This window comes from Pseudomonas sp. LS1212 (genome assembly GCF_024741815.1).
Taxonomy (GTDB): Bacteria; Pseudomonadota; Gammaproteobacteria; order Pseudomonadales; family Pseudomonadaceae; genus Aquipseudomonas.
Genome location: NZ_CP102951.1, coordinates 490,954 through 514,992 on the forward strand (window position 1 = coordinate 490,954; position 24,039 = coordinate 514,992).

Genomic DNA, 24,039 nt, shown 5'->3' on the forward strand with positions numbered 1-24,039 from the left:
GGGGGCGGCCGCGAGGGCGGCTCTAGCTCTTGCGTATTACTGCAGCGGCAGTAGCCACGTTATGGGCAAGGTGCAGGGGATTTATCGTCCCGACAATGGCACTGGTTACCCCCGGATGGCCAAACAGCAACTCAAAACTGGCTCGCACCGGATCCACCCCGGGGCTCAGGCAGGCATGTCCGCTGGCCAGGGCTTTCTTGACCAGGATGCCTTTGCCATGGGCGACGGCGTAGTCGATTACGGGTTTTTCGTTCTGTTCGTTGAGATTGTAGGTGACCATGGCGCAATCGCCTTGTTCGAGTGCCTTGAGACCGCCGTCGACGGTTTTTCCGGAAAAGCCGTAGCCGCGAATCTTGCCTTCACGCTTGAGTTCGGCGAGGGTCGCATAGACGCCCGAATCGTTCAGTATGCTCAGGTCGTTGCCGTCGGAATGAACCAGGACCAGGTCAATGAAGTCGGTTTCCAGGCGTTTCAGGCTGCGTTCCACTGATAATCGCGTGTGTTCTGCGCTGAAGTCGAAATGCGAGAGACCGTTCTCGAACTCCTCGCCGACCTTGCTGACAATGACCCAGTCCTGGCGCTGCCCGCGCAGCAGCGGGCCGAGACGTTCTTCGCTGCGGCCGTAGGCCGGGGCGGTATCGATCAGATTGATACCCAGTTCCCGTGCCTGGTCGAGCAGCAGTCGTGCCTGCTGGTCATCGGGAATGGTGAAGCCATTGGGGTATTTGACGCCCTGGTCGCGGCCCAGTTTGACCGTGCCCAGGCCCAGCGGTGAAACGCGCAGGCCGGTGCTGCCCAGAGGGCGGTGCAGATCGTGCAGGCTTGGCAGGGTCATGGCAGCAGTTGCTCCCAGACGGGCTGGGCCACGGGCGGCCGGGGCAGTTGCGGCAGGGCAGGCTGGTTGCCGGGCTTGATCCCGTCGCGCTCCAGGGCGGCCAGCACCCGATCGGCAAAGTCCGGGGCGAGGGCCAGTTTGGTCGGCCAGCCGACCATCAATCGCTGCTGCTCAGCCAGGAAGGCATTGTCGGGGCGAACCAGCCCGGACTGGGCGGGTTCGGCGCGATCCACGCGCAGGGTCGCCCAACGCACGTGGCTGAGATCGATCCAGGGCAGCAGATTGGCGATTTCTTTCTTGGCCGCAGCGATCTGCGCCTCTGGCTCGCGCGCGACACCCTCGGCCTCGGCCAGATCACCGCCCAGATACCAGACCCACTGACCGTCGGCGGCCGGATGAGTGGTAACGGTCACGCGCGGCTTCGGCCCGCCGCCCAGACAGTGAGCATAGAGCGGTTTGAGGCTCGGCCCCTTGGCCAGCACCATGTGCAGGGGGCGACGTTGCATGGCCGGCTCGCTCAGGCCGAGCGCCTCGAGCAGCTCGGCATTACCAGCGCCCGCACTGAGCACGACACGCTGGGCGCGAATCTCACGGCCGTCCACGCGCAACCCGACCAGCGTGCCGTTTTCTTCCAGTGGCTCGATCCGTTGCCCTGCAAGCAGGCTATCGCCCGCCAGTTCGCCCAGGCGCTCGATCAGGCTTGGCACATCGATCACCAGTTCGGCCAGGCGGTAGACCTTGCCCTTGAACGCCCGGTCTTGCAATGCCGGTGGCAGCTGCTCGCCCTTGACCTGGTCGACGCGGCCGCGCACGGCTTTGCTGGCGAAAAAGCTGGTCAGGTTGCCGGCCAGCGTGCCCGGCGACCACAGGTAATGGGCTTCGGAAAGCAGGCGAACCCCGGAAAGGTCCAGCTCGCCGCTACCCGCCAGGGCTTCGCGCCAGCGGCGGGGCATATCGGCGATCGCTTCGGAGGCGCCGGTGAGGGTGCCATGCAGCGCATACTTGGCGCCGCCGTGAATGATCCCCTGGGACTTGAGACTTTGCCCGCCGCCGAGGCCGGCACTTTCCACCAGGACCGTCGAATAGCCCAGCCGCCGCAGGCGGGCATTGAGCCAGAGGCCGGCAACCCCTGCGCCGACAATCAGAACGTCGGTGGAAATAACGGATGGCATGAATCGACCTCGCAGGCTTGGACAGGAGCGCAGTATACAGCCTGATGCGCTCCTTACCCGTGCTCAGGTCAATGGCCGGAGGTTTTCGAGAACAGCTGGATCACCACCACACCGAGGACGATCAGGGCCATGCCGGCCATTGCTGGCATATCGAGCTTCTGCCCGTAGATGAACAACGCGGCCACGCTGACCATGACAATGCCCATGCCGGCCCAGACCGCATAAGCCACCCCTACCGGAATGCTGCGCACCACCAGTGTCAGCATCCAGAATGCCAGGGCGTAGCCCGCGATCACCAGAATCAGCGGCAGCGGCGTGCTGATACCTTTTACGGCTTTCATGGAAACGGTGGCGATCACTTCCGCGCAGATGGCAATGGCCAGGTAGTAGTAGGCAGTCATGGCGTATCTCCTTTGATGTGCCTGGCATTCTAGAGGTTGCTCAGATGGGGTAAAGTCATTACCTATCTGATATGGAGATAGGTTGGCATGAGCGAGCAGTGGAATCTGGAGCAGATCCGTTTATTCGTCGACGTGGCAGAGCAGCGCTCGTTTTCCGCCGTGGCGCGTAAACAGCACAAGGCCCAGTCGGCGATCAGCAACGCGATTGCTTTGCTGGAGGCTGACCTGGGGGTAACCCTGTTCGAGCGCAGCAGTGGGCGCCAGCCTCGCCTGACCGAGGCGGGCAGCGTCCTGCTTGAAGAAGCCAGGGAGCTGATGCGCCAATGCGAGCGTCTGGAGGGCCGCGCCCTGGCGCTGATGCGTGGCCAGGAAGCGCAGCTGCGGGTCGCCCAGGACGAAGCCATGCCGTATCAACCGGTGCTCGATAGCCTGGATGAACTGGCCGAGCGCTACCCGCTGGTCGAGGTCCAGCTTTCCAGCGGTGCGCAGGGTGATGTGGCGCGCAAGTTGGTCGAGCGCCGGGCTGACCTGGGCCTGCTGTTTCACCACGAGCAGATGCCGTCGGCGCTGGAGCGCCAGGCCCTGGGCAGCGTCGAGATGGTCACCGTGTGCGCGGTCAACCACCCCTTGGCATCGCAAGCCTATGTCAGTCGCCAGCAATTGGCGCGCCACCGCCAGCTGTTGATCGCTCCGCAGCAGAGCGGCTACCCCGGAGGGGAGCCGATCAGCCCGCAGATCTGGCGCGCCGACAGCTTCTACGTCATGGCCGAGTTGTTGATGCGAGGCCTGGGCTGGGCCTGGCTGCCTCGGCATGTGGTGCAATACCCGGCCTACCAGAGTCAGATGGTGGAGCTTGCCAGCGAATGGACGCCACCGGCCCTGGTGGTGGAACTGGTGTGTCGCCGCGACGAGCCCTTGGGGCCTGCCGCGCTCTGGCTGGCCGAGCGCTTTGCACTGCACTTGCGAGCCATTGGCTAGTACACTTCGGCGCCATGAACAGACCTCTCTATACCTTTTTGTTTCATCTCGGCCTGCCCTTGGTGGCATTGCGCCTTTACCTGCGCTCGCGCAAGGCGCCCGCTTATGCCCGACGTATCGGCGAACGCTTCGCCCTTGGCCTGCCTGTACTGCAGACGGGTGGCATCTGGGTGCATGCCGTATCGGTCGGTGAAAGCATTGCCGCCGCGCCGATGATCAAGGCCTTGCTCGTGCGTTATCCCGACTTGCCGATTACCGTCACCTGCATGACACCGACCGGTTCCGAGCGAATCAAGGCGATGTTTGCTGGAGAAAGCCGCATCCAGCACTGCTATTTGCCTTATGACTTGCCGTGGGCGGCTTCGCGCTTTCTTGATCGGACCAAGCCCAGGCTGGCGGTGATCATGGAAACCGAACTGTGGCCCAATCACATTCACCAATGTGCCCTGCGCGGCATACCGGTGGCCTTGGCCAATGCGCGCCTGTCCGAACGCTCGGCACGCGGTTATGCGCGGTTTGCCGGCCTGACCCGGCCGATGCTCGAGGAAATGAGCTTCATCGCCGTACAGACCGAAGCCGAGGCCGAGCGTTTTCGCAGTCTCGGTGCGCGTCCCGAGTGCGTTGAGGTGACTGGCTCGATCAAGTTCGACCTGACCATCGACCCACAGCTGCTGCAGCGTGCCGTTGACCTGCGCGAGCAATGGCAGGCCAGTGGTCGTCCGGTGTGGATCGCCGCCAGCACGCACGAGGGCGAAGATGAAGTGGTGTTGGCGGCACATCGGCAGTTGCTGGCCAGCCATCCGGATGCCTTGCTGATCCTGGTGCCGCGCCATCCCGAGCGTTTCAATGGTGTGTTCGACCTTTGCCAGCAACAAGGTTTCACCACCGTGCGCCGCTCCAGCGGCCAGGCGGTGGGTGCGCAGGATCAGGTTTTGCTCGGCGATACCATGGGCGAGTTGCTGTTTCTCTATGCACTGGCCGACAGCGCCTTCGTCGGTGGCAGCCTGGTCGCCAACGGCGGGCATAACCTGCTGGAGCCGGCAGCTTTGTCGAAGCCGGTTTTGAGCGGGCCGCACCTGTTTAATTTTCTGGAAATTGCCGCACTGTTGCGTGAGGCGGGGGCACTGCAGGAAGTCGAGGATGCGGCCAGCCTGGCCGTGGCGGTGCAGCGACTCATTGAACTGCCACGCGATGCCCAGAGGATGGGGGCGGCGGGGTTGGCGGTGATGCGCGCCAATCAAGGCGCCTTGCGACGCCTGCTGGATGGGTTGGGGCAGTTGATCGATCGGGCTTAATTGTTGGGCCGGGCGTTCAACTGCTCTTGCGCTGCCTTGGCCAAGTCCGGCGGCAGGAAGTCCTTGTCCGGGTTGTAATCCGGTTTCAGGTAGCGGGTCAGGGCCTCCAGGTCCGAAGGGCTCAAGGTCCCGGCCGCCTGCTTGAGGCGCAGGTTATCGAGGATGTAGTCGTAGCGGGTGTTGTTGTAGTCGCGTACCGAGTTATAGAGCTGACGCTGGGCATCGAGAACGTCGACGATATTGCGGGTACCGACCTGATAGCCGATCTCGGTGGCTTCCACGGCGCTCTGGTTGGAAATGATCGACTGCTTGCGGGCCTGCACTTGTTCCACATCGGTATTCACGGCGCGGTGCAGGTCGCGGGTGTTCTCCACCACCTGGCGACGCAGGCTTTCACGTTGCTGCTCGGTCTGGTTCAGGCGCTGGTAGGCCTCGCGAACCTGTGAGCTGGTCAAGCCGCCGCTATAGATCGGGATGTTCAGTTGCAGGCCGATGCTGGTTTGCTCGACATCGCCGCCGTAGCGCACGCCCGCGGTCGGGTTGCTGAACCCCAGGTTATCGTTGTCGCCTTTCTGGTACTGCGCCACCGCATCGACGGTCGGTGCATGGCCGGCCTTGCGCTGGCGCAGGGTTTCTTCGGCTGCGCTGACGGCGTAGTTGGTGGCCAGCAGGTTCAGGTTTTGCTGGGTGGCGGTGTCGACCCAGGTTTTGGCGTCGTTCGGCGTCGGGGCCAGCACCGGCAGGGTATGGACGACGCCCTGAATCGAGTTGTATTGGCGGTTGGTCAGGGTAATCAAGGCCTCGAAGGCATCGTCGACCCGGCGCTGGGCAACGATCCGGTTAGCTCGGGCGGTGTCGTAGCTGGCCTGGGATTGCAGTACGTCGGTCTTGTCGGACAAGCCCACGTCGAAGCGTTCGTTGGACTGGTCCAGTTGTCGCTTGAAGGCGGCTTCTTCGGCCTTGGTCGCAGCCAGGTTGTCCTGGGCACGAAGCACGGCAAAGTAGTTTTCGGATGTCTGCAATATCAGGTTCTGCTCGGTTGCCGAGAGCTGCAGGGCGGCTTGCTCATTGACGGCTTCAGCCGCTTGCAATTGGAACCAGCGATCGGCACGGAACACCGGCTGGGCCAGGGTCGCTTGCCAGGACGTGCCGCTGCGGTTCGTGGTCACCGAAGGCTCGTCGAGTTTGGTCCGGGTGTTTTGCAGGTCGCCACCGCCTGAAAGGTTGGGCAGCAGCCCGGCGCGGGCCTGGGGCACGACTTCTTTTTGGGCGGCATAGTCGTAACGGGCCGCGGCCAGGTCGGCGTTGTTGTTCACGGCCTCCTGGTAGACGCTGACCAGATCGGTTTTGGTCGCTAAGGGCGCTTCTGCTGCCCAGGCCAATCCGTTGGAAGCACAAGACACGGCAAGGGCCAGTGAAAGTTTGCGCAGCATAAGGCAATCCTTGGAGTGTGGAAAATTCTGGCCAGGCCTGCCATGACCGAGCGCACGCGTCTGCGCCAGCCTTGCGAGTGTAGTGGGCACGGCATCTGGCAACAATCCGCTATTTGCGCCATTTATCGAACGTTATGTCAGAGGGTTGGCGTTCTGGGTGAGTCTTGTCTAGACTGGGCGAGTTCTTGTCGGGGTGCCTTGCGTTGAGGCTGAGATCGGATAATTCCGGATCCCGTTGAACCTGATCAGGTTAGCGCCTGCGTAGGGAACAAGATTTCTCGTCTTCCCGGCGAGTCCTCTTGTGCTTGGTCCGGGATTGTCGTTGCAGTCATTACCTTGGCTCGACCGGCATTGCCGAGATCAGCACGGCACCAGTCCTGGTGCGTCCGCGCCTTTCAGGTTCGCTCCGACATTCCGCCGCCTGTGTGCTGTCTGGAGAGCCTGTGATGAGTAAACAACAAAAAAATATTGCCAATCTGAGTGAATCGGCCCAAGTCGATCAGCAGTCTGTGCAGCCCTTTACCCGTTCGCAAAAAATCTACGTCCAGGGCTCGCGCCCCGATATCCGCGTGCCCATGCGCGAAATCAGCCTCGACGTCACGCCGACCGATTTCGGTGGTGAAGTCAACGCGCCGGTGCTGGTCTACGATACTTCTGGTCCCTACACCGACCCTGATGTGCAGATCGATGTGCGCAAGGGCCTGGCCGATGTGCGTTCGGCCTGGATCGATGATCGCGGTGACACCGAACGCCTGGCCGGCCTGAGCTCGAATTTCGGCCAGCAGCGCCTGAACGACCCGGAACTGACCGCCTTGCGCTTCGCCCACGTCAACAGCCCGCGCCGGGCCAAGGCCGGTGCCAACGTCAGCCAGATGCACTATGCCCGCCAGGGCATCATCACCGCCGAGATGGAATACGTTGCCATCCGCGAGAACATGAAGCTGCAAGAGGCGCGTGCCGCAGGCCTGTTGAAGCAGCAGCATGCCGGCCACAGCTTTGGTGCCAGCATTCCGAAAGAAATCACCGCCGAGTTCGTCCGTGAGGAAATCGCCCGCGGTCGCGCGATCATTCCAGCCAACATCAACCACGTCGAGCTGGAGCCGATGATCATCGGCCGCAACTTCCTGGTGAAGATCAACGGCAACATCGGCAACAGTGCACTGGGCTCTTCGATCGAAGAAGAAGTGGCCAAGCTGACCTGGGGCATTCGCTGGGGTTCGGACACGGTCATGGACCTGTCTACCGGCAAGCACATCCACGAAACCCGTGAGTGGATCATCCGCAACTCGCCGGTGCCGATCGGCACCGTGCCGATTTACCAGGCGCTGGAGAAGGTCAATGGCGTCGCCGAAGACCTGACCTGGGAGCTGTTCCGCGACACCCTGATCGAGCAGGCCGAGCAAGGCGTGGACTACTTCACCATTCACGCCGGCGTGTTGCTGCGCTATGTGCCGATGACCGCCAAGCGCGTGACCGGGATCGTCAGCCGCGGTGGTTCGATCATGGCCAAGTGGTGCCTGGCGCACCACAAGGAAAACTTCCTGTACACGCACTTCGACGAGATCTGCGAAATCATGAAGGCCTACGACGTCAGCTTCTCGCTGGGTGATGGCCTGCGTCCGGGTTCGATCGCCGACGCCAACGACGAAGCGCAGTTCGGCGAGCTGGAAACCCTCGGCGAGCTGACCAAGATCGCCTGGAAGCACGACGTGCAGTGCATGATCGAAGGCCCCGGCCATGTGCCGATGCAGTTGATCAAGGAGAACATGGACAAGCAGCTGGAGTGCTGCGACGAGGCGCCGTTCTACACCCTCGGCCCGCTGACTACCGACATTGCACCGGGTTACGACCACATTACCTCGGGTATCGGTGCAGCGATGATCGGCTGGTTCGGTTGCGCCATGCTGTGCTACGTGACGCCCAAGGAACACCTGGGCCTGCCGAACAAGGATGACGTCAAGACCGGTATCATCACCTACAAGATCGCCGCCCATGCCGCCGACTTGGCCAAGGGTCACCCCGGCGCGCAGATTCGCGACAATGCCTTGAGCAAGGCGCGCTTCGAGTTCCGTTGGGAAGACCAGTTCAACCTCGGCCTGGACCCGGACACCGCGCGGTCCTACCACGATGAAACCCTGCCGAAGGACTCGGCCAAGGTCGCGCACTTCTGCTCCATGTGCGGGCCGAAGTTCTGCTCGATGAAAATCACCCAGGAAGTGCGTGAGTACGCGGCCAACCAGCGCATTGAAGCGGTGGATGTCGAGGTTGCGGATGGCATGCGCGAGCAGGCCGAGCGGTTCCGCCAGGAAGGTAGCCAGTTGTACAAGAAGGTTTGATGTTTTGAGCTGATACCTGGGTTGTCTGTACGGACGCCATCGCGGGCAAGCCCGCTCCCACAGGGTTTGCGTATACCTCTGTGGGAGCGGGCTTGCCCGCGATGGCGTCCGTACAGGCGATAAAAAATCCCATTCCCTGTGAGACAACACCCGTGAGCACACCCGCCAGCACATACTCCCCCGGCATTGCCGTACCTCTGACCCAGCGCGTCTTCGGCGCACGCGACCTGTTTTCCCTGTGGTTCTCCCTGGGCATTGGCCTGATGGTGCTGCAGACCGGTGCCTTGCTTGCGCCGGGCCTGGGTTTGTCGGGTTCGTTGCTGGCCATTTTTTTAGGTACGGCGGTAGGCGTTCTGCTGCTGGCCTCGGTCGGCGTCATCGGCAGCGATACCGGCCTGTCCTCCATGGCTGCGCTCAAGCTCAGCCTGGGCAAGCATGGTGCGGCCTTGCCGGCTGTCCTGAACCTGTTGCAACTGATCGGCTGGGGCTCGTTCGAAATCATCGTGATGCGCGATGCCGCCAGCCTGCTGGGCACGCGCGCGTTCAGCGAGGGTAGCCTGTGGTCCAATCCATTGCTCTGGACGCTGTTCTTCGGCGCCCTGGCGACCTTGTTGGCCGTCAGTGGCCCCTTGACCTTCGTGCGCCAGATCCTGCGCAAATGGGGTATCTGGCTGTTACTGGCAGCCTGCCTGTGGCTGACCTGGAATCTGTTCACCAAGGCCGACCTGGCTGCGCTGTGGGCGCAAGCGGGCGACGGTTCGATGTCGTTGGCCGTCGGCTTCGACATTGCTATCGCCATGCCGTTGTCCTGGCTTCCGTTGATTGCCGACTATTCGCGCTTCGGCCGCCGCGCCAAAAATGTCTTCGGTGGCACTGCCGTGGGTTTTTTCATTGGTAATTTCTGGCTGATGAGCCTGGGCGTAGCCTACACCCTGGCCTTTGCACCAAGTGGTGAGGTCAATGCCCTGCTGCTGGCACTGGCTGGCGCGGGTCTGGGTATTCCATTGTTGTTGATTCTGCTCGACGAATCGGAAAACGCTTTTGCCGACATTCACTCGGCGGCGGTTTCCAGCAGCCTGTTGTCGCACTTGAAGGTCGAGCACCTGGCCCTGGCCATTGGTGCCGTCTGCACGCTGATTGCCTGCCTGGCGCCGTTGGCGCAATACCAGAACTTCCTGCTGCTGATCGGTTCGGTATTTGCACCGCTGTTCGGCGTTGTACTGGTCGATCACTTCATCCTGCGTCGGCGCAGTGCCGACGGCGTGGTCCGGGCCTTGCACGGAACGGCCTTGCTGGCCTGGCTGGGCGGCGTCAGCACCTATCACCTGCTGGCGAACTTCTATCCGGATGTCGGTGCAACCCTGCCGGCGCTGATCCTGGCAGGGCTGCTGCAGTACTTTCTGGGGCGGGCTTTCAGCCGCGGCCAGGAAAGAGTTCCGGCTTGAGAATGCCGTTCAGGCGCGGGTAAGGGATCTTCAGTTCAGTGTGGCCCATGGAGTAGGGCGCGATGGTATACACGTTGTACTTGAGAACGACCGCGCCGTAGGTCAGAGCGATGTTCGGGGTTTTCTGGAAGGGCCAGGTTTTCACGAACTCCGCGTCCTGGTCCATCTTGGTGCTGGCCAGCCAGGCCTTGTGGGCCAGTTCCGCAGCCTGCCAGAAGGCGCCTTCCTGGCCAGGAACCAGCATGTCCTCAAGGGTCAGCACCTTGTGCTGCTGGCGCGAGTAGTTGATGAAGCCGCGCCCCGGGTTGCCGTGGGCGCCGCCGGTATCCAGATAGCTGGACAGCTCGATAATCACCAGACCGTCATGCTGCTCACGTACCTTGGCCTGCAGGTAGCTGCTGTGACGGCTGTCGGCGGTACGCATGAACTGATCTTCATAGGCCTTGAGTGAAGTCGGCAGCGGAGCGTCCGGCGAGCTGCCGGTCATCTGCAGCAGGCGGCGCTCGACGATCCCATCCAGTGTCGGCTCATCGGGAAAATGCAGGGTGTCGATGTTCACCAGCGGGCAGTCTGCCGTGGTGCAGCCGGGCTTGGTGTGTTCCCAGGCATCGCGCTTGACCTCCAGCGGTGCGCGCATATTGGGCTGGAACAGGCTTTGGCAGGCGCCCAGTGTCAGCGTGAGGCAAGCCACACAGGCAAGTTTCAGTAACGACATGGTGATCCTTGACGGTAGACGAAAGTTATCGTGCTTCGACTGTCGGCAACGCCTTCAGTTCGTCACTAAGCTGAATACTATCGATTCGAGCAGTGGCCGCCTATCGTGGTGGCCGGCCGATTTATTCAAAGGGGGCTGCGCGCCAGCCATGTGCGCGTTAGGATGGCCCGAAGCTGTAAGGTCGGGTAACGAGGATTTCCATGACAGACACTGTTAACGCTGTTCCTACAGCCGTCGATATCACCCGGCGCGAAAATTGTTTCCAGGGCTTTTACCAGCTCGATCGGGTTCATCTGCGCCATGAGCTGTTTGCTGGCGGCATGGGCAAGGAAATCAGTCGTGAACTGTTCGTGCGCCATGATGCGGTTTGTGTCCTGCCTTATGACCCGCAGCGCGATGAAGTGGTGCTGATCGAGCAGTTTCGGGTGGGGGCCTTGGGCAAGGCCGACAATCCCTGGCTGGTCGAGCTGGTCGCTGGTCTGATCGACAAGGATGAACAACCGGAAGAGGTTGCACACCGCGAGGCGCAGGAGGAAGCTGGACTTGTGTTCAGTGCATTGTGGCCGATGACCAAATATTTTCCGTCACCGGGCGGCAGCGACGAATATGTGCATCTGTATCTGGGGCGTTGCGACAGTGCTGGGGCGGGCGGTTTGCACGGTCTGGAGGAAGAGGGCGAAGACATTCGCGTGAAGGTCTGGGCATTCGAGGATGCCTTGCAGGCCGTACGCGATGGGCAAATCATCAATGCGGCGAGCATCATTGCCTTGCAATGGCTGGCGTTGAACCGCGATGAAGTCAGGGGGCTATGGTCGTGAACCTTTTGCGCGATCGCTACCGGGTCGATCTGGTCGGGTTGCAGGCTGCCTGCGAGGCCAACTATGCGCGTCTGATGCGCCTGTTGCCGGACATGCGCAACCAGCAGCGCTCGCGGCAGATCGCCATGACTCAGGGTGACCAGATGCTTGGCGTGCTGGCGCTTGAAGTGGTGCAGGCCTGTCCTTATACCACCACCCTGCGCATTCGCCAGGAGCACAGCCTGCCCTGGTTGCCGGTCCCGCAGCTGGAGGTCCAGGTGTATCACGATGCACGCATGGCTGAAGTGATCAGCGCCGAGCATGCCAGGCGTTTTCGGAGTATCTACCCTTACCCGAATGCCGCCATGCATCAACCGGATGAGAAAGCCCAGCTCAACCTGTTTCTGGGTGAGTGGCTGAGCCATTGCCTGGCCTGTGGGCACGAATACGCACACGTGCGCTGACGGCAGGTTTGCCGCGTTGAGCCATCCCTACCATAATCGTGCTGAATCCGTTAAAGGAGACGGCCTTGCCGAGCCAAACCGTTGACGCACCGGTGCTGCTGGTGCAATTGTCCGACAGCCATTTGTTCGCCGAAACGGACGCATCGCTGCTGGGCATGAATACCCATGACAGCCTGCAACGGGTCATCGAACGGGTTCTGCAAGAGCAGCCCGGAATAGATCTGCTGCTGGCCACGGGCGATCTGTCGCAGGACGGGACACTGGAGTCTTATCAAGAGTTTCGCCGAATGACGGCGCAAATCGCCGCGCCGGCGCGCTGGCTTTGCGGCAACCATGATGAGCGCCCGCAAATGGCGCAAGCAGTCGCAGGCAGCGACTTGCTGGACCCGGTCGTGGATATCGGCAACTGGCGCATTACCCTGCTCGATTCAGCCGTGCCGGGTTCGGTGCCGGGATACCTGGCCGATGATCAGTTGCAATTGCTTGCCCAATCGTTGAGTGAAGCGCCAGAGCGGCATCACCTGATTTGCGTCCATCATCAGCCGGTCTCGATTGATTGTGCCTGGATGGATCCGATCGGTTTGCGCAATCCCCATGCGCTGTTCGAAGTGCTGGACCGCTTTCCCCAGGTCAGGGCCCTGCTCTGGGGGCATATCCATCAAGAGCTGGACCGCGAGCGGCATGGCGTTCGCCTGCTCGCTTCGCCATCGACCTGTATCCAGTTCGCGCCACACAGCGCAGACTTCCGGCTCGATGACAAGGCGCCGGGCTACCGCTGGCTGCGCCTGCATGACGATGGCCGCCTGGAGACCGGGGTTTCGCGTCTTGTCGACTTCGTCTTCACGCCGGACTATGACTGCACCGGCTACTGAGCGACCACGTCCCTTTTATCGTTGCCAAACGTCTGAAGGTGACTTAACGGGCGCCTGGCAGGCTAAACTGCGCGTCTTTGCGTGCGCGTCAGGGCGCTGGGCTCATTAAATGGCATTTGGGGGCGGCATGTCGGGTTCGATTCTCTATATTCACGGTTTCAACAGTGCGCCTGCTTCGAGAAAGGCCTGCCAGCTGAGCGCCGTGATGCAGCGCCTGGGCCTGGCCGACGCGCTTCGAATACCGGCGTTGCACCACCATCCGCGCCAGGCGATGGCACAGCTTGAGGCGGCTATTGCCGAACTCGGCCGTCCGCTGCTGGTCGGCAGCTCGCTCGGCGGCTACTATGCGACTCACCTGGCCGAGCGCCATGGCCTCAAAGCCCTGCTGATCAATCCGGCGGTCAACCCGCATCATTTGTTCGACGGTTACCTTGGCAGCCAGCAGAATCTCTATACCGGAGAAACCTGGGAACTGACCCACGATCATGTCCAGGCCCTGGCTGAGCTCGAGGTGCCGGCGCCGCAAGACCCGCAGCGGTTTCAGGTGTGGTTGCAGACCGCCGATGAAACCCTGGACTATCGTCGCGCCGAGCGGTTCTATCGCGCCTGCGCCTTGCGCATCCAGGCCGGCGGCGATCATGGGTTCATGGGGTTTGCCGAGCGGCTGCCAGCCTTGTTGAGTTTTGCCGGCATCCCTGCGCAGCTGTACCAGGACATCGATTTTTCCGTACTTTGATTTTTCCGTGCTTTGATTTTTTCTATTTTCACGAACGACTGACGACGAGAACCCATGGCCACTCCCAGCGCTAGCTCTTATAACGCCGACGCCATCGAAGTCCTCTCGGGCCTCGACCCGGTGCGCAAACGGCCGGGCATGTACACCGACACCAGCCGGCCGAACCACCTCGCCCAGGAAGTCATCGACAACAGCGTCGATGAAGCATTGGCCGGGCATGCCAAGTCGGTGCAAGTGATTCTGCATGCTGATCATTCCCTGGAAGTATCCGACGATGGCCGGGGCATGCCGGTCGATATTCACCCGGAAGAAGGGGTGTCCGGTGTCGAACTGATCCTGACCAAGCTGCATGCCGGCGGCAAGTTCTCGAACAAGAACTACCAGTTCTCCGGCGGCCTGCATGGGGTCGGTATTTCGGTGGTCAACGCGCTTTCGACCCAGGTGCGGGTCCGCGTCAAGCGCGACGGCAACGAATACCAGATGACCTTCGCCGATGGCTACAAGGCCTCGGAGCTGGAAGTGATCGGTTCGGTCGGCAAGCGCAACACCGGTACCAGCGTGTATTTCGCGCCGGACCCGAAGTATTTCGACTCGCCGAAGTTCTCGATCAGCCGCCTCAAGCATGTACTCAAGGCCAAGGCCGTATTGTGTCCGGGGCTGCTGGTCAGTTTCGAAGACAAGTCCACCGGCGAGCGTGTCGAGTGGCACTACGAAGATGGCTTGCGTTCCTACCTGGTGGATGCTGTCAGCGAGTTCGCGCGCCTGCCCGATGAGCCGTTCTGCGGCAGCCTGGCGGGTAACAAGGAGGCGGCCGACTGGGCGCTGCTGTGGCTGCCCGAAGGTGGCGACAGTGTTCAGGAAAGTTACGTCAACCTGATCCCTACGGCTCAGGGAGGCACCCACGTCAACGGCCTACGCCAGGGTCTGCTCGATGCCATGCGCGAGTTCTGCGAGTTCCGCAATCTGCTGCCGCGCGGGGTCAAGCTGGCGCCGGAGGATGTCTGGGAGCGCATTGCCTTCGTCCTGTCGATGAAAATGCAGGAGCCGCAGTTCTCCGGCCAGACCAAGGAGCGACTGTCATCGCGTGAAGCCGCAGCCTTTGTCTCTGGCGTGGTCAAGGATGCCTTCAGCCTCTGGCTCAACGCGCACCCCGAACTGGGCATGCAGCTGGCGGAGCTGGCCATCAGTAACGCCGGGCGTCGCCTCAAGGCCAGCAAGAAGGTCGAGCGCAAGCGCATTACCCAAGGGCCTGCATTGCCGGGCAAGCTGGCCGATTGTGCCGGGCAGGACCCGATGCGCGCCGAACTGTTCCTGGTCGAGGGTGACTCGGCCGGTGGCTCCGCCAAGCAGGCGCGCGACAAGGAATTCCAGGCCATTCTGCCGTTGCGCGGGAAAATCCTTAATACCTGGGAAGTCGATGGCAGCGAAGTACTGGCCAGCCAGGAGGTGCACAACATCGCCGTAGCGGTCGGTATCGACCCTGGCTCAACCGATTTGAGCCAATTGCGCTACGGCAAGATCTGCATCCTCGCCGACGCCGACTCGGACGGCCTGCACATTGCCACGTTGCTCTGCGCATTGTTCGTCCAGCACTTCCGGCCGTTGGTCGATGCCGGTCACGTCTATGTGGCCATGCCGCCGCTGTACCGGATCGACCTGGGCAAAGAGATTTACTATGCCCTGGACGAAGCCGAACGCGATGGCATTCTTGATCGCCTGGTGGCCGAGAAGAAACGCGGCAAGCCGCAGGTCACCCGATTCAAGGGCCTGGGCGAAATGAACCCGCCGCAATTGCGCGAAACCACCATGGACCCGAACACCCGGCGCCTGGTCCAGCTCACCCTGGATGATTTCGCTCAGACCTCGGAAATCATGGACATGCTGCTGGCGAAGAAACGCGCTGGCGATCGCAAGAACTGGCTCGAGTCCAAAGGCAACCTGGCCGAGGTTCTGACCTGATGCGGCATGCGTTGGCAGCCTTGCTGCTGATCGCGTTGCCGGTAGTGGCCGAACCCTGGCCTGAGTTGAAGCTGGTTTCCGAGCATCCCGTCGACGGCGTGCTCGGCGGCAATCTCTCGGGGCTGGCCTGGTGCGGCGACGCCTTGTGGACAGTCTCGGATCGTGACGATGGCCTGCTCTATCGTCTCGACACCTCCCGGAACGTCTGGCAAGCGCTCGGTGTCCATATCGAGGTGCCGCCGGTGCCTGACAGCGGGTTACCCTGGGGGCTGCGTTCGCGTACCAAGGCGGTTTCCTATATCCGTGGTGGCGACCTGGATTTCGAAGGCGTGAGCTGCGATGCCGCAGGCAATCGCTACCTGGTCAGCGAGGCCCATGCGGCGGTGTTGCAAGTGCCGGTCGCCGGCGCCCCCAACTGGCTGAACATATCGCCGACCCTGGTCCGTCAGGCCCGGGGGAGTGGCATGCTGCTGCATTTCAATGCGTTGTTCGAAGGGCTTGCCGTGAATCCAGCGGGCGATCGGATCTGGCTGGCGGCCGAGCGCGAGCGTCGTGGGTTGCTGCTTATCCAGCGTCGGCAAACCACCTGGGACTGCAACGGTGGCTGCGTGCTTTCGAGTGAAGCGGGGCTGGAGCAACAACCGGCACAGATGCCCGACGCGAGATCGGCGCCCCGAGACTTTGCCGGCCTGTCCTTTTTCAACAACAAGCTTTTTACCCTTGAGCGCAATGCCTTTCGGATTTGCCGGCGCGATCCCGAGACCGCCAGGGTCGAGGGCTGCTGGTCATTCGCCGCCGACGGGCTGGCCGATGGGCGTCGTTACCCGCAGCCGTTCGGATTGGCCGAGGCGCTGGTTATCGATGAGCAAGGGGCCTGGATCGGGCTCGATAACAACGATCGCGCGCGCGAAGATGGCGAGCGTCGGCCTGTTGTCTGGCGTTTTGCGGCACCCAAGGGTGGCTGGAGCGCCAGATTGTGAACGTGCAACCACCTGGGAAGCGCGCTGGCCGCATTTTGCTGGTACTGGCCTGGGGCGCCGGGTTGTTCCTGGCCACGCGCTTTTTCGGGCAGTGGGAACAGCGCCAGGAGAATCCGAACACCCAGCTCAGCTCGCAACATGGAGATGGCTATGTCGAGGTCCAGCTGCTAGGCAATGGGCAGGGGCACTTTGTCGCAGACGGACGGATCAACGGCCAGGCGGTACAGTTTCTGCTCGATACCGGGGCAACCGATGTGGCAATTGCGCAGGCTTTGGCCAGGCGCTTGAGCCTGGAGCAAGGCGAGGTGGTCATCCTGAGTACGGCCAATGGCCGTAGCCAGGGCTACCGCACGCGGCTGGACAGCCTGCAGCTGGGCGATATCGTCTTGCGTGACGTCCGCGCCCTGGTTGCGCCCGGGCTGGGTGGCGAGCAGGTATTGTTGGGCATGAGCGCATTGAAACAACTTGAATTTACCCAGCGTGGTGGCACCTTGCTACTGCGCCAGACCACGAAATGATGAGGCCCGCATGAGCGACTCCCTTGATCTCAGCCTCGATGGCGTAGAACGCCGGTCTCTGGCTGACTTCACCGAACAGGCCTACCTCAACTACTCCATGTACGTGATCATGGACCGTGCCCTGCCGCATATCGGCGACGGCCTGAAACCGGTACAGCGGCGTATCGTCTACGCCATGAGCGAGTTGGGGCTGGATGCCGATTCCAAGCACAAGAAATCCGCGCGTACCGTGGGCGACGTGCTCGGCAAGTTCCACCCGCACGGTGATTCGGCTTGCTATGAAGCCATGGTGCTGATGGCGCAGCCGTTCAGCTACCGCTATACGTTGGTCGACGGGCAGGGCAACTGGGGTGCGCCGGATGATCCGAAGTCGTTCGCGGCGATGCGTTACACCGAAGCGCGCCTGTCGCGTTATTCGGAAGTTCTGCTCAGCGAACTGGGCCAGGGCACAGCCGACTGGGTACCGAATTTCGATGGCACGCTGGACGAACCGTCGGTTTTGCCGGCGCGTTTGCCGAATATCCTGCTCAACGGCACCACCGGTATTGCCGTGGGCATGGCCACCGATGTGCCGCCGCATAACCTGCGTGAGGTCGCCAGCGCCTGCGTGCGCCTGCTCGATGAGCCCAAGGCCACCGTCGAACAGCTCTGCGAGCATATCCAGGGCCCGGACTACCCGACCGAAGCCGAAATCATCACTCCGCGCGCCGAGTTGCTGAAAATCTACGAGACCGGTCGCGGCTCCGTGCGCATGCGTGCGGTGTATCGCATCGAGGATGGCGATATTGTCGTCACGGCCTTGCCGCATCAGGTTTCCGGCGCCAAGGTGATGGAGCAGATCGCGGCCCAGATGCAAGCCAAGAAGCTGCCGATGGTCGCCGACCTGCGCGATGAGTCGGACCATGAGAACCCGTGCCGGATCGTGATCATTGCCCGTTCCAACCGGGTCGATCTGGACGAGTTGATGCAGCATCTTTTCGCCACCACCGAGCTGGAGTCCAGCTACCGGGTCAACGTCAACATCATTGGCCTCGACGGTCGCCCGCAGCTCAAGAACCTGCGTGCGTTGCTGGTCGAATGGCTGGAGTTCCGCATCAACACGGTGCGTCGCCGGCTGCAGTTCCGCCTGGACAAGGTCGAGCGTCGCCTGCACCTGTTGGACGGTTTGCTGGTGGCTTTCCTCAACCTGGATGAAGTGATTCACATCATCCGCACCGAGGATCAACCCAAGGCGGTATTGATCGAGCGTTTTGCGCTCACCGAAATTCAGGCCGATTACATCCTCGACACCCGTCTGCGTCAGTTGGCGCGGCTCGAAGAGATGAAAATCCGCAACGAACAGGACGAGTTGGCCAAGGAGCAGGCGCGCCTGATCGCCTTGCTCGGCAGCGAAGCCAAGCTGCGCAAGCTGGTACGCGCCGAGTTGATCAAGGACGCCGAAACTTATGGCGACGATCGTCGCTCGCCGATCATCGAGCGTGCCGAAGCCAAGGCGTTGTCCGAAAACGAGCTGATGCCGACCGAGCCGGTTACCGTGGTGCTTTCCGAGAAAGGCTGGGTGCGTTGCGCCAAGGGGCATGACATCGATGCCACGGGTTTGTCCTACAAGGCGGGAGATGGTTTCAAGACCGCTGCTGCAGGGCGTTCCAACCAGTTTGCCGTGTTCATCGACTCGACGGGCCGCAGCTATTCGGTTGCAGCCCATACCCTGCCGTCTGCCCGTGGCCAGGGCGAGCCGTTGACCGGTCGCCTGACGCCACCCCCGGGCGCCAGTTTCGAGTGCGTCTTGCTGCCCGAAGATGATGCGCTCTATGTCATCGCCTCCGACGCGGGCTACGGCTTCGTGGTCAAGGGCGAAGACCTGCAGGCCAAGAACAAGGCGGGCAAAGCATTGCTGAGCCTGCCCAATGGCGCCAAAGTGATCAGCCCGCGCCCGGTAGCCGATCGCGAGCTGAATTGGCTGGCGGCGGTCACGACCGAAGGTCGCCTGTTGATTTTCAAGGTCGCCGACCTGCCACAGCTGGGTAAAGGAAAAGGCAACAAAATCATTGGCATCCCGGGCGACCGCGTGACCAGTCGTGAGGAATACGTCACTGATTTGGCGGTCATTCCAGACGGCGCAACCCTTGTATTGCAGGCCGGCAAGCGTACTCTGTCGTTGAAGGCCGACGACCTCGAACACTACAAAGGCGAACGTGGCCGTCGCGGTAACAAGCTGCCCCGTGGTTTCCAGAGGGTGGATGCACTATTGGTCGAAAACGCTGGATAATTGGTTCTAGAGCGGCCGATCGGTGTTTTTCAGCGCCGATCGGAACTTAAAGACTGGAGTCAAAGCGCATATTCGCGGATGATATGCCCCCTGCGGTGCCAGCGTGGCTGAGTACCCGGACGAATTCATTGAGTATCACTGCGGCTTGCCTTGTGGCTGCCGCCTGGATGGGATGATGACAGTTTCACGCCTTCCTTTTGTTGTTTTGCTGACGGGCCTGCTCGGTCTGGCAGGTTGCAGCGTGCACGAGCCGGCAGCGCTGTACCAGCTCGACAGCGGCAAGCCTGAGCAACCCACCCAGAGTACCGGCATGGCCGTGTTGCTGGGGCCGGTTTCGGTTGCCGATTATCTGCAGCGCGAAACCCTGTTGCAGCGCCAACCCGATGGCAGCCTGACCGCAGCGACCGATGGGCGCTGGGCTGGCAGTCTGTCGGCGGACATCGATCAACTGTTGCTGCGCCAACTGGCCTGGCGCCTGGATAGCCAGCGCGTGGTACTGGCCCCGGCGACCACCGGTTTCACCCCGGACGTGCAAGTCCTGCTGTCGATCACTCGCCTGGACTCGGGCACAAACCAGCCGGCCATCCTCGACGCCCAGTGGCGCCTGATCGACCGGCGTGGTCAGGTACGTGACAACCGTATCGTTCACCTTGAAGAACCGCATCAGGGCAGCGCTGCAGCCCAGGTTCAGGCTCAGGGCGTGTTGTTGCAGCGCCTGGCCGAGCAACTGACCGTCGCGGTGAAACCGCTGGCCAATCAGCCACCGATTGTCGAAGAGCCGCGCAAGGCAGCGCCGACACATGTGCGCAAGGAAGAGCCGGAGAAGCCCAAGATTCCACTGGCTTCGCCGATCCGAACGGATATGGAAGTGTTCCGCTTCTAAACAAAAAAGCCCGCATCTCGATGCGGGCTTTTTCATTCTGGCTCGATGACCTTCTGTCAGCTCTTGACCCGCGTCTCGTGCATCCGCGCCAGTTGGCGCTCCAGCAGCGACGGGTAGGGCTCCAGCAGCCGCTCGACACAGCAGGCACCCTCGGGGCTGGCGATGGGGCGGATGCGAGCACGCTGGCGGATGAGGCTGTCATCGCTGATCCTGCGCTCGACCAGCAACAGGTTGCGGCTGTGCTGCGACAGGGCCAGGGCATCCTGGGCGCTTTCGGTCAGCAGCAGGTCGATCTGGCTCAAGCCGAACAGGTCGTCGCCCAAGATCAGGCCCAGCTGCAATTGCAGGGTGATACCGCTGTCGGCGACTTCAATCTGCAAGGCATGGCCCAGGGCCCGGAGCAACTCACCACAGCAAATGGCGTTGGTCAGGTAATCGTCACCGCTGTCTTCGCTATGGAACAGCATTAGCGTGCTGCCATCGTTAAGGGTGTGCAGTTCGCTCTGGTACAGGGAGGCTGCCTGGTCGAGGCAGTCGCGGTAGCGTTGCAGCAGTTCGGTCAAGCGTGCGCGCGGCAGGCGTCGCAGCTGCTCCTGGGCGCCCAGTTGTACCGCCAATACGGCGCTGGCCTGGGGCTGGCGGGCCGTCGATGCCGATACGGGGCGCACGGCCGGCTTGCTGTCGGCTTCTTCGCGCAGGTCGGCGAACGGATCATCGCCATCCTCGTCCTGGTCTTCCTCGGCCTTGATGCGCCGTGGTGCGGCTTTCAACGGGGCGACAGGCGTTTCATCGAAGCGCGGGTCGCGCAGATTACGGACCTGGAATGCCGGTTCGTCGTCTTCTTCGTTCTCTTCTTCGGGTTCCGGCACTGGCTCGGGTTCCGGGATCTCCGGCGCCAGTTGAGCGTGCAACTGTCGCGCGAGATCGCCGACCTCGTCCTGGCGCTGGATCGCGGGCGTATAGGCATCGGGATCGCGCAGCCAGACCCGCAGTTGCATCAGCGGCGTCGAGATGTAGCGCCCCAGGCGCAGGCTCAGGGCCAGTGCCAGTGCCAGCAGAATGGCGCTGAGGATGCCCATGCTTTGCAGGCTGATGGTCATTGGCTGCAGGAACTGGGTCATGTCCAGGCTGATGCGCAAGTGCCCGGCGGTGACATCCTGAAAGGTGATCTTGGTCTGATAGAGGCCTTCGACCTCGCCCAGCAGGCCATTTTTCGGGCGCTGACCGGCTTCGGCAAGAATGCGGTTGTCGACGCTGTAGATCGCCGCATGGGCCACCAACGGGTTCTTGACCAGATTATTGAGCAGCACATTGAGACTGAGGATGTCGTTGGACACCAGCAGTTCGGTCGCCGAGGTGGCGGTCTGTGTGGTCAGGCTCTGGCCCAGTGCGTCGGCTTGCTCGTGCATGGCCTGCTTGAATTGCAGGCCCATGACGCAGGCATAGATCACCAGCGCCAGGGCGACGAGGAACACGTTATGGCTGGCGATTCGCAAAGCAAGCGGTACACGGCGATGGCGCAATGCCCGAAAGATCAGCAGAAAGAAGTTGTCGTTTTTAACAGGCGTGGGCCGGTTCACAGAGCACGGCTCTTTTGTCGGTGAAGTTGCTGCGCAGTATAGCGAGCGACCCTGACCCGGCAAAGCGTTGGCTGTGCCCGATGGTCACTGAATGTGGGTAGAATGCGGTTTTTTTCCACGAGTGGGGTGCGCCTTGCGCGAAATCGTCCTGATTAACATCACAGGTGAAGATCGTCCGGGTCTCACCGCAGCCATTACCGGCGTTCTGGCCCAGGGTGGTGTGAACATTCTCGATATTGGTCAGGCGGTAATCCACGACACCCTGTCGTTTGGCATCCTGGTTGAAATCCCGAGTACCGAACAGGCGTCGTCCGTCCTTAAGGACATCCTGTTTACCGCCTATAAGCTGGACCAGCAGGTTCGCTTCACGCCGGTATCGGAAGCCGACTACCAGCAATGGGTCGATGGCCAGGGCAAGGCACGGCATATCGTCACGTTGCTGACACGCAAGGTGACGGCCGAGCAGTTGCGGCGGGTCAGCTCGATTACCGCCAAATACGACCTGAACATCGACCATATCGACCGCCTGTCCGGGCGCATCGCGCTGGATACGCCGGTCGACCAGGGCAAGGGCTGCATCGAGTTTTCCGTGCGCGGTGAGCCGGCTGACCCGCAAGCGCTGCGGGCCGAGTTTCTCAGCGTGGCACAGGAACTGAACGTCGATATCGCCTTCCAGCAGGATTCGCTGTATCGCCGCAACCGTCGCCTGGCCGTGTTCGACATGGACTCGACCCTGATCGAGGCCGAGGTCATCGATGAGCTGGCCAAGGCCGCCGGGGTTGGCGAGCAGGTTTCCGAGATCACCGAGCGGGCAATGCGTGGCGAAATCGATTTTCGCGCAAGCTTCAAGGAGCGCCTGGCCTTGCTCAAGGGCCTGGACGTGAACGTGCTGGACGATATCGGTGCATCGCTGCGCCTGACCGAGGGTGCCGAGACACTCTTCGCCGAGCTCAAGCGCCTGGGCTACAAGACCGCCATCCTGTCCGGCGGCTTTACCTACTTTGCCAAGCAGCTGCAGGCCAAGCTGGGCATCGACTATGTGTTCGCCAACGAACTGGAAGTGGTTGACGGCAAAGTGACAGGCGTTGCGGTCGAGCCGATCGTCGATGCCCAGCGCAAGGCCGACCTGCTGGCAGAGCTGGCACGCAAGGAAGGGTTGCGCCTGGAGCAGACCATTGCCGTCGGCGACGGCGCCAACGACCTGCCGATGCTGGCGATCGCCGGCCTGGGCGTTGCGTTCCGGGCCAAGCCGCTGGTCAAGCAGTCCGCCAAGCAGGCCATTTCGACCCTGGGCCTGGATGGGATTCTGTATCTGCTCGGCTTCCGCGACCGCGACAGCCAGGCTTGATGCCGGCACGAAGGGCAGGTGCGGCGCACCTGTCCCTTTTCAGGTAAAGGTTGCGGCGGCTGCAGACTCTATCGGGTTGACCCGCCGCCAGCCGTTGCCATCGGCGACTACCGCGCTGCGGGCCCATTGCGCCATGTCGGCGCGAGGGCAGACACCGGTATTGCCACGACCGGCACCGGCAATCACCTTGTAAATCACCAGATCGTTCTTGTTGCGCCGGGCCGGCGCTTCATCGATGACCTGGCGCACGCTCCAGCTCTCACCGCTCTGGGCGTTGCTGTAGCAGGCGCCATGGAGAATATCGTCAGTGCCGATGCGCTGGGACTTGGCGTGCTCTTGAGCCAGCTGGATGATCTCCAGCAGGTCGTCGAAGCGAATGTCGATGAAGGAGTCGACCTGACGCAGCGCGTGGTAAAAGTCCTCGGGGGCTACGGCAGCAGGGGCCTGCTCGCTTGCAGCGGACTTGTTGAGCGGCTGGGGCTGATGGGCGAGCGCTGCCGGGTAACGGCGCCAGGCAAAGGGTGCATTGAACAGCACCGCCACGCCCAGGATGATTGCGCAATTGAGCAGGACCGGCTCCAGCACGAAGCTGAAACCCAGGTCATGCACGGCCTGGCCGCCAATCACCGCGCTCAAGGCGGTTGCCCCGCCCGGTGGGTGGATGCAGCGTGCGTAATGCATGGCCAGGATCGCCAGGGCGACCGCCAGGGCGGGCGTGAACATCTGCTCAGGCCAGAGCCACTGGCAACCGACACCGACCATCGCACTCAAGCCGTGGCCGCCGATCACCGCCCAAGGCTGCGAGAGCACCCCGTGGGGCGCGGCGAACAGCAACACGGCGCTGGCGCCCATGGAAGCCACGACCCACATGGCCGCCGCATTGGGCAACAGCCAGTGGGTCACTGCATAAATCAGGCTGAGACCGACGAACGCGCCCAGGCACGAGAGCAGTTTTTCAGTGTGGCTGGTGGCATTGGCCCGCCAGCCCAACAGGTCGAGCAAATTGCGCCAGAACGTTGCCAA

The 24,039-nt window shown here is 62.0% G+C and carries 21 protein-coding genes and 1 riboswitch; of the genes, 14 read left to right on the plus strand and 7 right to left on the minus strand.

The window, feature by feature from the left end; all coding sequences use genetic code 11:
* Positions 1–22: 22 nt before the first annotated feature.
* From NVV94_RS02250 to NVV94_RS02260, 3 genes are all read right to left on the minus strand, one after another.
* Entirely contained in the window at positions 23–835 is an 813-nt protein-coding gene (locus NVV94_RS02250) for an aldo/keto reductase (protein WP_258445638.1), read from the minus strand.
* Positions 832–2,007 carry an FAD-binding oxidoreductase gene (locus tag NVV94_RS02255; RefSeq protein ID WP_258445639.1) on the minus strand — a complete coding sequence of 392 codons (1,176 nt, stop codon included), beginning with the start codon at positions 2,005–2,007 and terminating at the stop codon, positions 832–834. Before NVV94_RS02255 ends, NVV94_RS02250 begins: the two co-directional genes overlap by 4 nt.
* A gap of 68 nt (positions 2,008–2,075) precedes the next feature.
* Positions 2,076–2,408 (minus strand): multidrug efflux SMR transporter, encoded by a 333-nt coding sequence (locus NVV94_RS02260; protein ID WP_258445640.1) that lies wholly within the window; start codon positions 2,406–2,408, stop codon positions 2,076–2,078.
* Positions 2,409–2,495: 87 nt separating this feature from the next.
* Here NVV94_RS02260 and NVV94_RS02265 point away from each other — a divergent pair, with 87 nt between their 5' ends.
* Positions 2,496–3,386: a LysR family transcriptional regulator gene (locus tag NVV94_RS02265; RefSeq protein WP_258445641.1), complete on the plus strand. Its 891-nt coding sequence runs from the start codon at positions 2,496–2,498 to the stop codon at positions 3,384–3,386.
* Between the two features lie 14 nt (positions 3,387–3,400).
* Positions 3,401–4,681 (plus strand): lipid IV(A) 3-deoxy-D-manno-octulosonic acid transferase, encoded by a 1,281-nt coding sequence (waaA, locus tag NVV94_RS02270; protein WP_258445642.1) that lies wholly within the window; start codon positions 3,401–3,403, stop codon positions 4,679–4,681.
* On the opposite strand, the gene NVV94_RS02275 is transcribed toward waaA, so the two are convergent.
* Entirely contained in the window at positions 4,678–6,114 is a 1,437-nt protein-coding gene (locus NVV94_RS02275; protein ID WP_258445643.1) for a TolC family outer membrane protein, read from the minus strand. The genes waaA and NVV94_RS02275 overlap by 4 nt on opposite strands.
* A 179-nt stretch (positions 6,115–6,293) precedes the next feature.
* A riboswitch (TPP riboswitch) is annotated at positions 6,294–6,399 on the plus strand.
* Between the two features lie 161 nt (positions 6,400–6,560).
* On the opposite strand from NVV94_RS02275, the gene thiC reads away from it, so the two are divergent.
* Both thiC and cytX read left to right on the plus strand, forming a co-directional pair.
* Complete coding sequence (thiC, locus tag NVV94_RS02280) at positions 6,561–8,450, plus strand: phosphomethylpyrimidine synthase ThiC (RefSeq protein ID WP_258445644.1); 1,890 nt, start codon at positions 6,561–6,563, stop codon at positions 8,448–8,450.
* Between the two features lie 152 nt (positions 8,451–8,602).
* Positions 8,603–9,895: a putative hydroxymethylpyrimidine transporter CytX gene (gene cytX, locus NVV94_RS02285; RefSeq protein ID WP_258445645.1), complete on the plus strand. Its 1,293-nt coding sequence runs from the start codon at positions 8,603–8,605 to the stop codon at positions 9,893–9,895.
* Here cytX and NVV94_RS02290 read toward each other — a convergent pair.
* Positions 9,864–10,610: an RsiV family protein gene (locus NVV94_RS02290; protein WP_258445646.1), complete on the minus strand. Its 747-nt coding sequence runs from the start codon at positions 10,608–10,610 to the stop codon at positions 9,864–9,866. The two genes, cytX and NVV94_RS02290, sit on opposite strands and share 32 nt — an antisense overlap.
* Before the next feature lie 200 nt (positions 10,611–10,810).
* On the opposite strand from NVV94_RS02290, the gene NVV94_RS02295 reads away from it, so the two are divergent.
* The 9 genes from NVV94_RS02295 to NVV94_RS02335 all read left to right on the plus strand — a co-directional run bounded on the left by NVV94_RS02295 (position 10,811) and on the right by NVV94_RS02335 (position 20,088).
* The gene (locus NVV94_RS02295) at positions 10,811–11,428 is read left to right on the plus strand and encodes an NUDIX domain-containing protein (RefSeq protein WP_258445647.1); all 618 of its coding nucleotides are present in this window, start codon (positions 10,811–10,813) and stop codon (positions 11,426–11,428) included.
* Entirely contained in the window at positions 11,419–11,871 is a 453-nt protein-coding gene (locus NVV94_RS02300; protein ID WP_258445648.1) for a DUF1249 domain-containing protein, read from the plus strand. Before NVV94_RS02295 ends, NVV94_RS02300 begins: the two co-directional genes overlap by 10 nt.
* A 65-nt stretch (positions 11,872–11,936) precedes the next feature.
* Complete coding sequence (cpdA, locus tag NVV94_RS02305) at positions 11,937–12,743, plus strand: 3',5'-cyclic-AMP phosphodiesterase (protein ID WP_258445649.1); 807 nt, start codon at positions 11,937–11,939, stop codon at positions 12,741–12,743.
* Between the two features lie 127 nt (positions 12,744–12,870).
* Complete coding sequence (locus tag NVV94_RS02310) at positions 12,871–13,479, plus strand: YqiA/YcfP family alpha/beta fold hydrolase (RefSeq protein ID WP_258445650.1); 609 nt, start codon at positions 12,871–12,873, stop codon at positions 13,477–13,479.
* 54 nt (positions 13,480–13,533) lie between these two features.
* The gene (parE, locus tag NVV94_RS02315; protein ID WP_258445651.1) at positions 13,534–15,438 is read left to right on the plus strand and encodes a DNA topoisomerase IV subunit B; all 1,905 of its coding nucleotides are present in this window, start codon (positions 13,534–13,536) and stop codon (positions 15,436–15,438) included.
* Positions 15,438–16,418 carry an esterase-like activity of phytase family protein gene (locus NVV94_RS02320; protein WP_258445652.1) on the plus strand — a complete coding sequence of 327 codons (981 nt, stop codon included), beginning with the start codon at positions 15,438–15,440 and terminating at the stop codon, positions 16,416–16,418. The genes parE and NVV94_RS02320 overlap by 1 nt, the downstream gene beginning before the upstream one ends.
* Positions 16,415–16,936 carry a TIGR02281 family clan AA aspartic protease gene (locus NVV94_RS02325; RefSeq protein WP_258445653.1) on the plus strand — a complete coding sequence of 174 codons (522 nt, stop codon included), beginning with the start codon at positions 16,415–16,417 and terminating at the stop codon, positions 16,934–16,936. Before NVV94_RS02320 ends, NVV94_RS02325 begins: the two co-directional genes overlap by 4 nt.
* A gap of 10 nt (positions 16,937–16,946) precedes the next feature.
* Complete coding sequence (gene parC / locus NVV94_RS02330; RefSeq protein WP_258445654.1) at positions 16,947–19,205, plus strand: DNA topoisomerase IV subunit A; 2,259 nt, start codon at positions 16,947–16,949, stop codon at positions 19,203–19,205.
* A 175-nt stretch (positions 19,206–19,380) separates the two neighbouring features.
* Positions 19,381–20,088, plus strand: a complete 708-nt coding sequence (locus NVV94_RS02335; RefSeq protein WP_258445655.1) for a membrane integrity-associated transporter subunit PqiC — start codon at positions 19,381–19,383, stop codon at positions 20,086–20,088.
* A 56-nt stretch (positions 20,089–20,144) separates the two neighbouring features.
* Here the strand turns inward: NVV94_RS02335 and NVV94_RS02340 are convergent, their stop codons facing one another.
* Positions 20,145–21,668, minus strand: a complete 1,524-nt coding sequence (locus tag NVV94_RS02340; protein WP_258445656.1) for a histidine kinase — start codon at positions 21,666–21,668, stop codon at positions 20,145–20,147.
* 133 nt (positions 21,669–21,801) lie between these two features.
* Between NVV94_RS02340 and serB the strand changes: the two genes are divergently transcribed.
* Positions 21,802–23,016, plus strand: coding sequence for a phosphoserine phosphatase SerB (gene serB, locus NVV94_RS02345; RefSeq protein ID WP_258445657.1), 1,215 nt, complete (start codon positions 21,802–21,804; stop codon positions 23,014–23,016).
* A 39-nt stretch (positions 23,017–23,055) separates the two neighbouring features.
* Here serB and NVV94_RS02350 read toward each other — a convergent pair whose 3' ends face one another.
* On the minus strand, positions 23,056–24,039 hold the full coding sequence (locus NVV94_RS02350) for an HPP family protein (protein WP_258445658.1): 984 nt from the start codon (positions 24,037–24,039) through the stop codon (positions 23,056–23,058).

Coding starts and splice junctions, on each gene's coding strand:
- NVV94_RS02250 (WP_258445638.1), bottom strand. CDS start 835: ATGACCCTGCCAAGCCTGCACGATCTGCACCGCCCTCTGGGCAGCACC.
- NVV94_RS02255 (WP_258445639.1), bottom strand. CDS start 2,007: ATGCCATCCGTTATTTCCACCGACGTTCTGATTGTCGGCGCAGGGGTT.
- NVV94_RS02260 (WP_258445640.1), bottom strand. CDS start 2,408: ATGACTGCCTACTACTACCTGGCCATTGCCATCTGCGCGGAAGTGATC.
- NVV94_RS02265 (WP_258445641.1), top strand. CDS start 2,496: ATGAGCGAGCAGTGGAATCTGGAGCAGATCCGTTTATTCGTCGACGTG.
- waaA (WP_258445642.1), top strand. CDS start 3,401: ATGAACAGACCTCTCTATACCTTTTTGTTTCATCTCGGCCTGCCCTTG.
- NVV94_RS02275 (WP_258445643.1), bottom strand. CDS start 6,114: ATGCTGCGCAAACTTTCACTGGCCCTTGCCGTGTCTTGTGCTTCCAAC.
- thiC (WP_258445644.1), top strand. CDS start 6,561: ATGAGTAAACAACAAAAAAATATTGCCAATCTGAGTGAATCGGCCCAA.
- NVV94_RS02290 (WP_258445646.1), bottom strand. CDS start 10,610: ATGTCGTTACTGAAACTTGCCTGTGTGGCTTGCCTCACGCTGACACTG.
- NVV94_RS02295 (WP_258445647.1), top strand. CDS start 10,811: ATGACAGACACTGTTAACGCTGTTCCTACAGCCGTCGATATCACCCGG.
- NVV94_RS02300 (WP_258445648.1), top strand. CDS start 11,419: ATGGTCGTGAACCTTTTGCGCGATCGCTACCGGGTCGATCTGGTCGGG.
- NVV94_RS02310 (WP_258445650.1), top strand. CDS start 12,871: ATGTCGGGTTCGATTCTCTATATTCACGGTTTCAACAGTGCGCCTGCT.
- parE (WP_258445651.1), top strand. CDS start 13,534: ATGGCCACTCCCAGCGCTAGCTCTTATAACGCCGACGCCATCGAAGTC.
- NVV94_RS02320 (WP_258445652.1), top strand. CDS start 15,438: ATGCGGCATGCGTTGGCAGCCTTGCTGCTGATCGCGTTGCCGGTAGTG.
- parC (WP_258445654.1), top strand. CDS start 16,947: ATGAGCGACTCCCTTGATCTCAGCCTCGATGGCGTAGAACGCCGGTCT.
- NVV94_RS02335 (WP_258445655.1), top strand. CDS start 19,381: ATGACAGTTTCACGCCTTCCTTTTGTTGTTTTGCTGACGGGCCTGCTC.